Genomic DNA, 13,819 nt, shown 5'->3' with positions numbered 1-13,819 from the left:
GACGCGACAAGATGGAAAGTGATGGGAACTAGCAGATGATGCGCCGATATCCCCGGTTATGGTGGGGCTTCTGATCGCCCATGATGGCAGAGTTTTGCGGACACCTCTTCCGCCATATCGTGTTTTGCGATCGTCCGCCGCCTTCCTTTAATCATTGTTTTTTTAGCGATTTGTCGTCGATTATCGACCGGCACCGTCCCTATCCATCCGTCCTTTGCCATCAGCTTTCGGGGGTAGATTGGTGTCGACTCAGAGCGTTTAGGGTATTGATGCTGACAGACAATGCCGCGCTAGCTGCAGCCGCTAGAGACCGGTCCTACAAGCTGTCTGATTCAGGCGGGCTCTATCTGTTTGTAACACCAAAAGGCGGGAAGAGTTGGCGTCTCAAATACCGGCATTTGTCCCACGCGAGGGGACGTGCGCCTCGTGATTCCGAGAGGGACGAGGGCCGGACACGTGCATTGAACGAAGTTTGCCTGCGGGGTAAGTTTTATGCCCATTGTCGCCACATTTCGCGCAAGACATCACCCGGCGCGAAATGCGAGCCGGTTTCGCCGCCCGCGCTGCACCAGTTGGCGAGGACGGTCGGCATTCTCCCCAATGGCGCTTGCTAATCGCCTGGCAAGCGGCGCCTCCGACGAGCGGATCAGTCCCGTCGACGCTGTCAGGGTTTAACGGACTTGAGCTCCATATCCAGCTTGCCGAGTATCCAGCGATACTGCCAGATTTCCCCGTTCCATTCGAAATTGTTGCAGCTTGAAAAGCTGTTGCCCGAACCGCGATCGGCGATCTGCAGCCGGGCCCCGAAACGTCCTTTCGTCGCCGCTTCGCTTTCCCGGCGGGTGTAGATCACGCCGGTGACCAGCAAATCATCCGGCGGGGTGCCTTTGCGATGGCCGCAAAAGGATTGTCTGCCCCCTGTTTCCATGAACGCGGGCTGGAGGACCTTGTATTTCAGCTGGAACGAGAAGTTTGCTGCATGACCGAGAAAGCCGGGCTTGCCCTGCCATGCAAAACTTTCCGTGAGCGGGGCCTGGAAGACAGGGTTGGGGGTCTTCCACGTCTTGTAGGCAACGATGACGTTCCCCTTCGTGAAAAAGGCCTCGATCTGCCTGCTGAGCGCCAGATATTCATTGTTCCAGTCATCGAAGTCAGCCTTGGCATCCTTGAGGAACCGGCCATGCTCGGGCGAACCGTCGATCACGTAGGGCTGATCGAAGAACGCGATCTGGCGACCGCGAACAGGAGCGAATTCGGGCCGACACTCCACCCGCCAGTCATCGACCTGTTCGCGGAAAGAACATTCTGCTGTGAAGGGGGTCGGCGAACCAGCCTCGGCGACCTTGCCTATCACCCTGGTGCGATGACGGTTGAAGAAGAAGCCCGTGCCCTCCTGCGGAATGCCCGCTCCGGCAAGCTGGGCGGCGATCTGATCGAAGTCGAGTTCCTCGAAAAGATCAGCTCTCAGCGCCAGATTGCCGGCGCAGCTTGTACGGCCCATCCCAGCCTGGCTTTGGGCCTCGAAGTTCTTGCAGGAAATATCCGACACCGAATAATCGGGCACCGACGCCTCGACCGCCATCTGCACATCGTCGACCGGAGGGCCGGGAGCATTGCAGCCTAAGACCAGTAGGCCGAGGGACGTGGGCGCAACATGACGAGCAAGTCTGTATCGGCGCATGATGAACTGCCTCGGATATGATCAAGGGTTGGCGCAGGGTCACGAACAATTGAGCACCACTTGCCCCTTGCTGTAGCTTTCCAGCGTGGCGCTGACGACGCGCTGTTCGCCGCTGCGGATTGTCGGGCCGGCGAAACGGCAGATGATCGTGGTGGGCGAGGCAATGTTCTGGGTCACGTTCATCCAGTCGCCCCAGTTGAAGTTGCGCTGCATCCGTTCATTCGATCGCTGCACATCCGATGCGGTCATGCGCATCGTGGCAATGTACTTGCCGTTGTTGAAGGCGATGCTGGATGGCTTGAACCGCACCTGTGCGCCGCGTGCGAAGAAGTCGATCGCGCGGGCCTCGTCGCACAGGAACATGTCGCCGATATTGTCGATAACACCGGACCAGCGGGCGAACTGACAGTTGGGATTGTTGCTCTTGACGCTTCCCGCTGCCTGTTGCGGCGGGGCTTGCGCGGCGCTGGCGGCAGCTGCATTGCGCGCGGCTTCGCGGCGCTGTTCCTCGGCGACACGCGCGAGGCGGGCCGTTTCGGCTGCGGCGATGAAGTCGCGCCGGTTGCGGTCGGGCAGGCTATCACCCTTGGCGAACCCTTGCGAGGTCTTCGCCACAAGCCGCCCGCCCTCGATCCGGTAGAGGACATAAGGCAGAGTGGCCGACTTGGCTCGGTCGCGAGCCTCTGACGACACAATCACGAGATTGCCGGACAGATCCTCGAAGGCAGACATCGCCCCGCCGCTGACCGCAGCAATGTCGCCCACCGCGACACCCTTCCAGATCAATTGGTACAGGCCGGGCCGGTCTTCTGAAATCAGCCAGTTTTCCGCCACGATGGCATCATGCCCCGGAGCGATGACCGCGCCCAGGCAGCGGGCCCGCGGCCGGGACAGCTTTTTGACCACCGCATTCTGCTCCTTGCTGCACGTCGTGGTATCAGCAAGCAGTCTGAGCGGCTCTGCGAACCGCAGGCTGCCCTTCACGGGCGTTCCCGACAGATCGTGATCGCGCAGAAAGCCCTCTCTTGCCGGCACTGCGGCAACCGTCGGCGGCGGGGCCGCCAGCTCGGATGCAAGATTGCCGTCCCAGACAAACCCGCCGGTCGCTGTCTGCAGCCAGCGGCTCTTGCCATCGGTGCCGGGCACCCACGCGCCCTCGATGATCGTGCCCGCCGGCAGGGTCCGCAGAATCGTGGATTCGGTTGCTGTCGGCTTGTTGCGTTCGCGCGCGGCCGAAGTGACGCGGACGCTGACCAGCGGGCCTGCCCGACCAGTGCCGCCCGCCTGACGGGGCGCAACGATCTTGAGATAGGGATCGGTCCAGTCGCGCAGAAACTCCGTCGACGACCGTCGGTCGCCCGGACCGTAGATGTTCAGCCAGTCAGGGCTGAAGCGGCTGGAAAAGTGGCGCAGTTCGAAATGCAGGTGGCAACCTTGCGCGGCCCCGGTCTCTCCGACCCGGCCGATCTGCTCGGCCTTGGCCACCTTGTCGTTGATCGCCAGCGGTCGGCCGTCCGAACGCTGCGGAGCCTCGTTGAGGTGGAAATAGGACGAGAACGTCCGCTTGCCGAGCTGGTTCACAATCCCGTGATCGATGATCAGCATGAACCCGAGACTCTTGAAATTCCGGTCTTTCTTGCTGTCGATCAGATCGATGACGACACCCTCGCGCCAAGCAAGCACCCCGGAGGTCTTGCATGGGGCGGGGATGTCGACACCGGCATGGGTGCGGTCGCCTTCGGAAGGATAGGTGCCGTGCGCATAGACCCCGATCCGGCCGTTCGGAACGATGTCCGTGGCTTGCAGCAACTGGTCGCTCTGGGCCGCACCCGGAGCAGCAGCGATGACGACGCCGCCGCCGAGCAACGCCAACGGGTAAATCTTGCGCAGCATCGGTATCTCCTGCCCCACGAAAGCGGACCGCAACCTCAATCGGTAACGGGTTGCGAGGATACGCCGACGATGATCGCCGACAGGTGCATGGCGGTGGGGATCAGCGGAATCCAGTTGAGACCCGGCACCATGTCGAACACGGCTGCCAGAACCGGAAACGTCACCAGCCAGCTTTTGCCGACCACCGCGCCGCGCAACCAGGTGATCAGCACCATGCCGCCGAGGCAGGCCAGATGCGCGAACATCAGGATATTGAACCCGTTACCGCCGCCCGCAGCCGCATCGGCAGCGGCAAGGCCCGCATTCACCACGGCCGAGTTCGAACCGAAATAGGGCAGCACGTAGGTCGGGAACATCAGCAGCAGGTAGAGAATGACAAAAGACGGCCCGGCGGCGACATATTTCTTGATCTGGTCCACGCGATGATCCCCTTCACTATTGTTTCGCAGTTGAGGGCGAACGCGCGACACAGTCCGCTTTATGAAAAAGCCAAAGCACTGGCAGTCCACCCTCCGACGCCGGTCTGGAAAGACTCGGCGAAACAGGTATAACTTGGGCTTGAAGGCGCTTTTCTCAATTTTGTCGAAAAAACCGAGAAAGCGGCATGTTGCAGAGCAAACCTAACTCGTGAAGAAGTGGTTTCTGCAAGCAAGGGGGCTGAGTTGCGATTTTTTGTCGATACGGGTCAGGTGCGCCTGCTGTTCAAGGAGCAGTTCGGCGGGATCGAGAATTTCGTCGAGGAATGGGCCGCGCGCCAGAACGGGGGGGAGCCGGGTCTGCAATCGCGCAGCGTGAAGACAGTCTACAAATGGCTCGCTGATGGCATGCCCAAGAACGAGAATGCCTTCTTCGCATTCTTTGGCGCGCTGGATGCCGATCCGATCGCACTGATCGACTTCGAGCGTAGCAGCTTTGCCCGGCACTTCGGGCGCTTCCGGCAGGCGATAATGCTGGCCGGCCTAAACGTCGGCGGCTTCCGCTCGCTCACCCGGCTGATGCGTCCGGCGCAGCACTGGCCCGACAATCAGCTGGCGCAGCAGCATTACGGCAAGGGATGGTCGGCCCAGGAATTCGAACACGATGCGCAAGCGGTGATCAATTCCTATGTCACCTTCCGACTGGGCGGACTTGACGACGAGCATCGTCGCTGGCCACGCGCCTATCACATCGCCTATCGCCGCAAGTCCAACGCAGACGGCCTTTGGCGACCGTTCGGTTCGATCATCTCGCGGTCGTCGGAGATAATCCTCGTACACGAGAACGGCGCTGTGCAGGTAGCCAAACCAAGTTCCGCGCGGCTTCCCATCGAATTCAAGACATTCTTCGGACCCAGCGCGGCCGAGTTCCGGATCGCGAGCCTGCACCCGTTCGCGGCGCAGCTCGATCTTGTGGATGATTCCGGTGTCGAGCTGGTTTTCGCCGGATGACCACAGGTGAACCGGACAGCGCGCGGCGTTGGCGTGCGGCGCTTTATGGCAGCGGCGATCTTGGCTTCAATTTCTATTGGACCACGGTCAGTCTCTACATCTTGTACTATTACACCGATGTCCTCGGGATTTCGGCGAGTGCCGCAGGCCTCGTGTTTCTGGCTGCCATGCTGTGGGATGCCGTCACCGATCCGCTGATGGGCCTCATTGCCCAGCGAACCCGCACGCGGTGGGGCAGCTACCGGCCTTTCATCATTGGCGGCGCGATACCCTTGTGCTTGTCGCTGATGCTGCTCTTCCATGCCCCAGGTCTGCAAGGCACCGCGCTGATTGCCTATGCGCTCGCCATGCAGGTCCTGTTCCGCACGGCCTACACGATCGCCAACATCCCTTACAGCGCGCTGGCATCGAGCATCACGGACTCCTCGCTCGAGCGCAGCGCCTTGTCCGCCTGGCGCATCTCGCTCGCCACCATCGGCAGCGCCATCGTCGGTTATTCGACGTTGAAACTGGTGCCGCTACTGGGCGCGGGCGATGAGGCCAGGGGGTTCTTTCTGACAGCAGCCATTTACGGCTGGCTTTCGCTGCCTTTCCTGCTGGGAGTCGGCTGTTTCGTGAGAGAGACAAGGCCACCCGAAGTGACGGCGCGCGTGTCGTTGCGCGAGACTTTCAAAGTGCTGCGCCGCAACAGGCCGTTCCTGATCGTGCTAGCCGCCACCATGTGCGCTACTCTAGGCGGCGTCATCAGCAGCAAGACGCTCGTCTACTACTTCAAGTACACGCTCGGGAACGAGGCGGCCGTGGGTCTTGCCTTTGCCGCCAATTCGCTCACGATCCTGGTATCTGCGCCCTTGTGGGCCTTGCTGACCATCCGCACGTCGAAACGGTTTGTATGGCGAACCGGTGCACTGTGTTCGATCACGGGTTCCCTGCTGCTCTTCATCAATCCATTCGAGACGGTATGGGTGGTGGTCGCGCTCGTGACGGTTTCCGCCATAGGTGCGGCGGCCGGTTATCTGAGCTTCTGGTCGGCCTTGCCCGATACAGTGGAATATGGCGAGGTCCGAAGTCGCACACGCATCGAAGCGCCAACCTTTGGCATCATGAGCTTCGCGCAGAAGACCGCCTATGGGGTCGCTGTAGCGATGGCCGGACTGCTGCTCGATATGATCGGGTATCAGCCCAATGTGGAGCAGACCCCCGCGACGACAGGATATCTCAAGGCCATCATGACCCTTGTGCCTGCAGCCTTCATCGCGGTTGCGTACATCATCATCGGCACTTACCCCCTCGACGCGAAAAACCACGCAAGGCTTGTGACGATACTACGCAAACGGAGGGGACATATACGCCAGCCCGGCAAGCGCGCACCGCGATCGTGATGCACCTTGGACTGGCGGCAAGCTGTGGTTTGTTTCCGTGTCGTGTGTGGATGTTGGAGTCGCTTACTGGACCTCGAAAGGCCCTTAAGCAATTAATTTAATGAGCTTTTTTAGAGTTGCTTCCAAATTTACCCCCAATTGCGTCCCCCAAAATCGGCTAGCCATGTGATTTAGAGTGTGTTTGAGTCCAAAAATGTGAATGATTTCTGTCACCGAATGACGGATGCCGAGTAAGGACCGGCAAGAAAGGGCTCCCCGATCTAGCCGTCGCCAACGGCAGCTGCCGACCCAGCTTCAGACGTTCTTAGCGGCGAAAGTGGGGGACCGCTTCTGCCAAATCCTACCAATCGCAAAGCTCAAACCGATCGAATGAGGGGCGCATCGTCGGGAAACTAGGTTGTCTCGATCAGGGAAACGCTGCGCCCTCTGAGCCGGGATGGACCCGATGCAGGAAATGCCATCAATAGGCCGATCCGTCGATCCACTCCTCCAGCCGCAGGATGCGCGCCTCATAGGCAAAGGCGATGCAGGCGTGCCGCTTTTCCTTGCCGCCCATGCACTGGTTGCGGCTGGCGATGAAGGCGCGCTGTTCGGCGAGGAACTCGGTCCATACCGCTCGCGGGATCGCGGCCTTGGCACGCTCGTAGCTTTGCGCCATTTCGCGATCGAGGGTGGAAAGCTCGCCGCTTGCGCAGATCACCTTGTCGATCGTGCCGGGCTTGGCCTTGGCGCAGCTGAAGCTCGGCGACGTGATTTTCTCGGGGACCTCGGCGTGCGCGGCGAATGACGACGCTACAACGGCTGCAGCGCCCAAGACGAAGGCAGGCGCAAGTTTCTGGATTCCAAGGAATTTCATTCTGTCGCCTCTTCCGTGCTTTGCTCTGGTTGTGCGGGATTTTTCGGCTCTTGCAGTCCCGGTATGCGGAAGTGGATGAAGCCGTTGAGCGATTTGAAACTCTTCGACACCAGCAGATAGGAAATGCTGTAGTTCCCCGGCAAATTGGGCATCTCGGGAACACGGAAGCGGAACTGCCTGGCCTTGCCGGATCTGGAGGTATCGTCGGGCTCGGCGCTCACTTCGCTGTCGTCGGGAAGACGCAACGTGACGCTGAGCACCTCTGCGGGTTCGGCAAATGTCATCTCGATCTGCTGCGGGACGGCGTCCAGCACGCTGTCATTGGCCGGTGTCGACGCGACCAGCATCGCGCGGGCATTCCGGTTATCGGCAGCATAGGCTGGAGCTGCGCTCGCCAGCGCCGCAGCCAGGACGGCCCAGGTCAGAACAGCATGCATTACGGTTCCAGGATCGTGAAGGAGGAAAAGGCGGATACGGTGTCCATCGTGCCGTCCGAGCGGTTCACTTCGGCGACGTAGTTTATGAAATACTGGCCCGGCACGACGATCGGCACCGGCAGGTCATAGCTGAACACCATGCCGGTCTGACCTTCGCCATTGTTGGCCACGACATCGAACAGCACCAGCTTGGTGCCATCCGGCGTCTCGACATCGACATGGCTGACGATCACGTCGGTATTGAAGGTGAGCTGCACCTGCGACACGGGCTCGGTTTCCATCCCGTCCTTCATGGGCAAGGCGAAAACCAGCTCGGGTGCGGGCTGCGCAGCCGCCGGAACGGCAAAAGGCATTGCGCAGGCCAGCATGGCGGCGGTGAAAATGCTTCGCGCCTTGATCATGGCAATTCTCCAGTTGAAAGGGGTGGGTGTGCGAAGCATCGCCCCGCACACCCTGGGGTGCAGCCTCCCGCGACGGGTCGCATAAACGCGGGAGGCCGTGGGCCTTGGGTCGGAACTGCTGGTCAGCAGCCGGCCTTTTTCTTCTTCTTGCCGAGCCCGCCGAGCAGCGAGCCGAGCACCGCGCCGCCCTGGCCTGCGACCGCACCGCCCGCCGCCGCTCCGGCAGCCGAACCGCACGGGCTGGCCGAGCCACCCATGATCGCTCGGGCGCGCGCCTCGTCATCGGCGGCGGAAGTGTAGTCGCCGGGGCCGTCCATGCTCGCGGCCTGCGGCTTCGCGCCCTTGCCATTGGCGGCATAATAGGCCTCGGCTGCGGGCGAGAGGCAGCATTTCATCGATTCCCAGTCACCGCCGTTGAGCTGGCGATACAGGTACACTTCGTTGAAATCCTTGGTGCCATGGCCGTCGGCATGAGCATAGGTAACGCCCGAAATGTCGCCGGTGCACCACACGCCCCATTCGTCCATCTCGTTCGCGGCGCAGGGCTTGCCCTTGCTCAGCCGCGTCGCAGGCGGGCTGTCGAGCGTGGTGTAGCAGGTCTTGAGGTCCTTGGCCGATGCCCAGCCCGTGGGGCAGCGCACATCGGGCGAAGGCTTGGTCAGCCGTGAGGCTTTGGAAAGGTTCGCTTCAGCCGACCAGCCGCGAGCCTCGGGCGCATTGGTGCACCAATAGCTGCTGACGCTCTCGGGACGCATCCCGCTTGGGCAAGCATCGCTGACACTGCCCTTCTTGTGCACCATGGGCGGCTTGCTGTTGTCAGCATAGCAGAGATCGGCGCTCTTGCCCATCGTCGAACCCCTGGAATAGCCGCCAGGGCAGCTGCCATTGAATGCGGTGCCGATCTGCGCCGGCCCCGTTTGCGCCATCAGCGGCGCGGGGCTGAAGATGCCCGAGGTTGCGAGTGCGACCGCGCTGGTCGCAGCGAATGTCTTGCGAAACATGCGTGTGCGCTCCTGCGATCAAGGCTTCTTGGTGGAGCACCACAGGCGATAGACCTCGTAATAGCCCGAGGCGCAGGTCTCGCTCTCCTTCTTGGCGTAGATCTTGGGAGCAAGGCTTCCCATCGGTTCGCACAGCGCAGTATCGCCATCAGGCGTGCGCCAGCCCGAGGGGCAGGCAACGGCGCGGGTGGGCTTTACCACCGTCTCGCGATTCTGGCCCTGCGCCTGCGCGGGCATATTGATCGCCGCGACCGCCATGGTGCCGATCAGCGCCAGATTGGCGAGCGACAGACCTGCGCTGACCAGCAGTTTCTTGCGGTTCTGGGACTTGGGCATCGTCTACTCCTGTTGCCGTGCATTTCACTGGCAACAGGGATAGAGGCGGCCGCTGCGACGCGGCATCCCATGGATGATGGCTCCCATATCATGGGATGCGATCGAGCTATTGTCCGCCTTCGATTGGCGCAAAGGTTACGAACAGCAGATCGAGATCGCGAGTCGGCTCGTAATCGGTCTTGATCACCTCGAACCGCGTCGGACTCACCTTTTTGATCCCGTCCATGCACAGGCTGACCAGGCGATCAGGCTCGCCCTTGTCGACCGTCAGACGGAACCGCTTGATCGGCCCTTTCCAGTTCGCTCCCGGAGCAAGCGCGTATCCGATCCAGTTCTCGATCGGGAAGACAAGCTCGTTCTCCTTGCCCGAAGGCAGATAGCGCTTGCGATCGAAACCGCGCAGGAACGCGTCATCGACGCAATATTTGGAGACATATTCGCTGTCCGGGTGAAGCCGTCCACTATCGCGCGAATCGCGTCCGAGGGCGCTGCCGACAGTGCCGCCCTGCATCGGCGAATAGCTATGCTCCACCGTGATCGGGACGCCGGGCGGGAATGTCTGGGTGCGCACGAAGCTGGTCGACACGGTCCAGGCCGGTCGCACATCGCCCTCGGTCACGAATTCGGTGGTGAGCAGTCCTTCAGCCACCAGCGCCGACTTGTCGTCAGCAGACAGCGCATTGAGCCGCGCGGCGAAGTCCGGGTCCTTCCAGTGCACCGCCGGCCAACCGAGTTCCTTCAGCCGCTTGTCGACATCCTTGCCGTTCACCTTGGCGATATCGATGCGCATCAGGCCAGCTGGCTTGCCATTGACCAGCGTCTTCATGTCGATGAGGTCAAGATCGGGATAGGCAGCTTCGACCCATTCGGGATCAGCGCCTTCCAGCGGCACATCGGGCAGCGGAAACGCCACCAGCAGCGTGACGGGCTTGTCGCCATGATTTGTATAGGTGTAGCGGACACGCACCCGATCGAGCGACAGAAACAGGTCCTCGCTGTCCATGCTGACCTGATCATTGGGTTCGAAGATCAGCCCGCCCATGGTGACATTGGCCTGGGTATCGTTGGCCGCCGCGGGCAGCGGAGCCAGCACCGCCAGCGTCATCGCCGACAGGGTTGCGCGTTTCATGTCTTCCTCCTCATTCGCCCAGCCAGGCAGAACGGTCGATCCATTCGCCAAGCCGCTCAATGCGCGATTCATAGGCAAAGGCGATGCACGGCTGGCGGTCCGCCTTGCGCTTCATGCACAGATTGCGGTTGGCGATGAATTCGCGCTGCTCGCGCAAAAGCTTGCTCTTCTCCACAGGCGGTGTCTGCAACTTGGCGCGCTCGTAATCCAGCCCCATCGTGCGGTCGAGGATCGATAGCTCGCGATCCTGGCAGATCACCAGATCGATGGTCCCTGCTCGGGCCTTGGCGCAATCGAAACTGGGTGCCACCTTGCGCGGCGGGATGGCCCTGACCTGCGCCTGGGCGGTGCCCACCAGCGCTAGCGCCGGCAGAGCCAGCAAGGCCATCCGCATTTTTGAAAATCCATGCATGTTCATCATCCTCGATACTCGCTCGCGTCTGCGCGATGAGGGTAATGCCGCGCACCAGGAAAAGCAGTCGCGCATTCATGGTGCCATATCTGGTCAGTCCGGCGGTTTTGCCCTCTTTTCAGCCGCCTGGCTTTGCGGCAGGGCGAAATCATGCAGATGGATGGTATGTCGATAAGCGTTGCCGGGCTGCGGACAAGCGATAGAGCGCGGGGATATGGCATTCGGCTGATCGCGGCGATCGCCTTCGTCCAGATTCTGTTCTGGGGCCTGGCGCTGCTGATACGGCCACCGGTCATCGATCCGGTCTTCGAACAGAACCGGCTTACCGATATCCTGATGGTCGAGAACGATGGCAAGCGCAGCAGGGTCGAAGGCCGACCGAATTACTATCTGGGCCAGGGCCGCGTTACCCGCTTTGTTGCGCGTCCATTGATCGACCAGCCCGAACAGGGCCTCGTCGTGTTCGTGCCGCGCTACAATCGCTGGGCGAGTCTCTGGGTCAACGGTCAGGCCATTCCGATGGCAGATTCGCCGGCCTGGCGCGCGGGAAGGCTGGGCGGCAAATGGGTCGTGCCGCCAGGTTTTCTCAAGCCGGGCCGCAACAGCATCGCGGTCGAGGTTCGCCGCGAATGCTGCCGTGCGTTTCTGGGGTCGATCATTGCCGCACCTCCCGGCGCGATCGATATCGCGATTCGCCAGTGGAGGCTGCAAAGCCTGTTCCCTTCGGTGGGGTTGATGGTGGTCGGGCTTTTCGGGGCCGCGTCCTGTCTCATGGCAGCAGCCCGCTCGCCCTATCGCCAGGAAGCCCATGCCGCCGCCCTGGCTTTTGCCGGCATGGCGCTGGGTGGTCTGTGGCAGGTCGATATCCTCACGCCCTCGAGCGAGCCGATATATGGCGCAGCCGGGCAGATGACGCTGCTGGCAACTTTCGCCGGCCTGGTTGCGCTGGCCGACCGCTGGTTCCCTGGCGGACCACGCTATGACCGGGCGCTCGTCACCTGTTCAGCGATCTTCGCCTTCATCAACCTCGCGGCCGCGATCACGACCGATGGCATGCCGCTCGCCATCCGCAACCTCAACGAATTGCTGGTGGTGCTGTTTGCCAATATCGCCATCCTGTCCTGTGTGGTGCGCGGAGTCAGGGTCGAAGGACGAGCGTTGATCCCCGATGCCGCCGTTGTCATGCTCATACCCGCGATCAGCATCTCGGACCTGATCGGCAGTTTGCAGATCAGCCCGCTGTCACTCAATATCGCGCCCTTGGGCATTCTGGCGCTCGCGGTGCTGCTGCTGCTGGGAATCGTCCGCCGCGCGCGGATGCTCTCGCGCCGGCTCGAACATGCCAATGCGCTGCTGGATGCCCGGATCGCCAGCAAGGAAGCCGAGCTGGAGGCAACCGCAGCGCTGTTGCGCCAGCGCGAGGCGGAAGCTGCCGTGCAGGGCGAACGCAGCCGCATCATGCGCGATCTGCATGATGGCCTCGGCAGCCAGCTGATGTCGATCATGCTCTCCGCGCGCGTCGGCATCGCCGAACCAGCGGTCGTCGCCGAAGGTCTGCAATCTGTGATCGACGAGATGCGGCTGATGGTGGATTCGATGGATTCGGTCGGGGAGTCGCTGAGCGCGGCCCTCGCAACCTTCAAGGCGCGGGTACAGCCCCGGATCGAGACCACCGGCATCGCTTTCGACTGGCAGGAAGACCCCGCCATCGCAACGCTGTCCGATTTCGGACCGCGCGATGTTCTGCAGATTTTCCGCGTGCTGCAAGAGGCAGTCACCAACGCGCTCAAGCATGCCGAATGCAGCCGTATCGCAGTGAATGCGGTCGTATCGGACGGCCGGCTGGTGCTGCAGATTGAAGACGATGGCAAAGGCATCACCACCCGGGGTCAGGCGGGACGCGGCCTCACCAACATGCGCTTGCGTGCCGCATCGGTGCAGGGCGAGGTCATGGTGGAGCCCGGAACGAACGGCACGGGCACGCGCATCACCCTCACGCTCCCGCTTCGCCTGGCCCAGGCGGCGGAATGACATCCCATAGCATGGTATCTTCGCATCGCTTCGATTTCGGGCAATAAGACCCCATGACCGAGACCGAACGCCCCTCCGCAAGGATCGCCATCGTCGAGGACGACCCGATGGTGCGCCAGTATTTCCAGGGCATCATCGCGATGGAGCCAGGCTTTCAGATCCTTGGCATGGCGCCGGACATCGCCAGTGCGGATGCCTTGATCGACCAGTCACCCGATCTGTTCCTGCTCGACATCGGGCTGCCCGACGGGCTGGGTTATGATCTGGTGCCGAAGATCAAGCAGCACGCGGGGGCCAAGGCGCTGATAATCAGCACCTTTGGCGATCGCGAAACAGTAGTAAAAGCTATTATGGCGGGCGCGGACGGCTATCTGCTCAAGGACAGCAGTCCGCAGGTCATCCTCGACGGGATTGCAGCGACGCTCGAAGGCGGGGCCCCCGTCAGTCCTGCAGCTGCGATCTATCTGCTTGGCTTCCTGCGCGCAGATCCGGAGCCGATCGGCATCGTTGCAACGGAAAGTCGGCTCTCGCAACGCGAAACCGAATTGCTTCAGGCCTTTGCCAGAGGGGAAAGCTACAAGCAGGCCGCCAGAACGCTGGGCATTTCGCCGCATACGGTCGGAACGCATGTAAAGTCGATCTATCGCAAGCTCGAGGTGAACTCGCGCAGCGAAGCCATTCGGGAAGCATTTCGATCGGGCCAGGTCTGAACGCGGCAGCAGCGGCCCTTCAAAAGCAAAAAACCCGCCGGAAGGGCGGGCTTTTGCGAGGCATTGATTATTGGTTGCGGGAGCAGGATTTGAACCTGCGACCTTCAGGTTATGAGCCTGACG

The 13,819-nt window shown here is 61.6% G+C and carries 15 protein-coding genes; 5 read left to right on the top strand and 10 right to left on the bottom strand.

Annotation, left to right across the window (positions count from 1 at the left end; genetic code table 11):
- The first annotated feature begins 80 nt into the window (after window positions 1-80).
- Window positions 81-614 (top strand): Arm DNA-binding domain-containing protein, encoded by a 534-nt coding sequence (locus tag AX725_RS21800; RefSeq protein ID WP_502685921.1) that lies wholly within the window; start codon window positions 81-83, stop codon window positions 612-614.
- Window positions 615-664: 50 nt separating this feature from the next.
- On the opposite strand, the gene AX725_RS14935 is transcribed toward AX725_RS21800, so the two are convergent.
- The 3 genes from AX725_RS14935 to AX725_RS14925 all read right to left on the bottom strand — a co-directional run bounded on the left by AX725_RS14935 (window position 665) and on the right by AX725_RS14925 (window position 3,993).
- Window positions 665-1,582, bottom strand: coding sequence for a hypothetical protein (locus tag AX725_RS14935; protein WP_066043858.1), 918 nt, complete (start codon window positions 1,580-1,582; stop codon window positions 665-667).
- A gap of 138 nt (window positions 1,583-1,720) precedes the next feature.
- Window positions 1,721-3,574 carry a M23 family metallopeptidase gene (locus AX725_RS14930; RefSeq protein ID WP_066043855.1) on the bottom strand — a complete coding sequence of 618 codons (1,854 nt, stop codon included), beginning with the start codon at window positions 3,572-3,574 and terminating at the stop codon, window positions 1,721-1,723.
- 35 nt (window positions 3,575-3,609) lie between these two features.
- The gene (locus AX725_RS14925) at window positions 3,610-3,993 is read right to left on the bottom strand and encodes a hypothetical protein (protein WP_066043852.1); all 384 of its coding nucleotides are present in this window, start codon (window positions 3,991-3,993) and stop codon (window positions 3,610-3,612) included.
- A 243-nt stretch (window positions 3,994-4,236) separates the two neighbouring features.
- Here AX725_RS14925 and AX725_RS14920 point away from each other — a divergent pair, with 243 nt between their 5' ends.
- The gene (locus AX725_RS14920) at window positions 4,237-5,001 is read left to right on the top strand and encodes a hypothetical protein (RefSeq protein ID WP_066114821.1); all 765 of its coding nucleotides are present in this window, start codon (window positions 4,237-4,239) and stop codon (window positions 4,999-5,001) included.
- Window positions 4,998-6,383: an MFS transporter gene (locus tag AX725_RS14915; protein ID WP_066043843.1), complete on the top strand. Its 1,386-nt coding sequence runs from the start codon at window positions 4,998-5,000 to the stop codon at window positions 6,381-6,383. The genes AX725_RS14920 and AX725_RS14915 overlap by 4 nt, the downstream gene beginning before the upstream one ends.
- Before the next feature lie 460 nt (window positions 6,384-6,843).
- Here the strand turns inward: AX725_RS14915 and AX725_RS14910 are convergent, their stop codons facing one another.
- From AX725_RS14910 to AX725_RS14880, 7 genes are all read right to left on the bottom strand, one after another.
- A complete protein-coding gene (locus AX725_RS14910; protein ID WP_066043838.1) occupies window positions 6,844-7,239 on the bottom strand; it encodes a lysozyme inhibitor LprI family protein in 396 nt (131 codons plus the stop codon).
- A complete protein-coding gene (locus tag AX725_RS14905; protein WP_066114823.1) occupies window positions 7,236-7,676 on the bottom strand; it encodes a copper resistance CopC family protein in 441 nt (146 codons plus the stop codon). Before AX725_RS14905 ends, AX725_RS14910 begins: the two co-directional genes overlap by 4 nt.
- Window positions 7,676-8,077 carry a copper resistance protein CopC gene (locus AX725_RS14900; RefSeq protein WP_066043830.1) on the bottom strand — a complete coding sequence of 134 codons (402 nt, stop codon included), beginning with the start codon at window positions 8,075-8,077 and terminating at the stop codon, window positions 7,676-7,678. Before AX725_RS14900 ends, AX725_RS14905 begins: the two co-directional genes overlap by 1 nt.
- A 122-nt stretch (window positions 8,078-8,199) precedes the next feature.
- Window positions 8,200-9,078, bottom strand: coding sequence for a hypothetical protein (locus AX725_RS14895; RefSeq protein WP_066043827.1), 879 nt, complete (start codon window positions 9,076-9,078; stop codon window positions 8,200-8,202).
- Window positions 9,079-9,096: 18 nt separating this feature from the next.
- Window positions 9,097-9,414 (bottom strand): hypothetical protein, encoded by a 318-nt coding sequence (locus tag AX725_RS14890; protein WP_066043822.1) that lies wholly within the window; start codon window positions 9,412-9,414, stop codon window positions 9,097-9,099.
- A gap of 106 nt (window positions 9,415-9,520) precedes the next feature.
- Window positions 9,521-10,543 (bottom strand): DUF4424 family protein, encoded by a 1,023-nt coding sequence (locus tag AX725_RS14885; RefSeq protein ID WP_066043818.1) that lies wholly within the window; start codon window positions 10,541-10,543, stop codon window positions 9,521-9,523.
- A 10-nt stretch (window positions 10,544-10,553) separates the two neighbouring features.
- Entirely contained in the window at window positions 10,554-10,937 is a 384-nt protein-coding gene (locus AX725_RS14880; protein ID WP_156439003.1) for a lysozyme inhibitor LprI family protein, read from the bottom strand.
- A 168-nt stretch (window positions 10,938-11,105) separates the two neighbouring features.
- Between AX725_RS14880 and AX725_RS14875 the strand changes: the two genes are divergently transcribed.
- Window positions 11,106-12,986 carry a sensor histidine kinase gene (locus AX725_RS14875; protein WP_066117059.1) on the top strand — a complete coding sequence of 627 codons (1,881 nt, stop codon included), beginning with the start codon at window positions 11,106-11,108 and terminating at the stop codon, window positions 12,984-12,986.
- Window positions 12,987-13,039: 53 nt separating this feature from the next.
- Window positions 13,040-13,696, top strand: a complete 657-nt coding sequence (locus tag AX725_RS14870) for a response regulator (protein ID WP_066043808.1) — start codon at window positions 13,040-13,042, stop codon at window positions 13,694-13,696.
- The last annotated feature ends 123 nt before the right edge of the window (window positions 13,697-13,819 follow it).

It is taken from the genome of Blastomonas sp. CCH9-A1 (assembly GCF_001557175.1).
GTDB classification, from domain to species: domain Bacteria; phylum Pseudomonadota; class Alphaproteobacteria; order Sphingomonadales; family Sphingomonadaceae; genus Blastomonas; species Blastomonas delafieldii_A.
The sequence above is the reverse complement of the archived record's forward strand: the minus strand, read 5'-3'. Positions and strand labels throughout refer to the sequence as shown.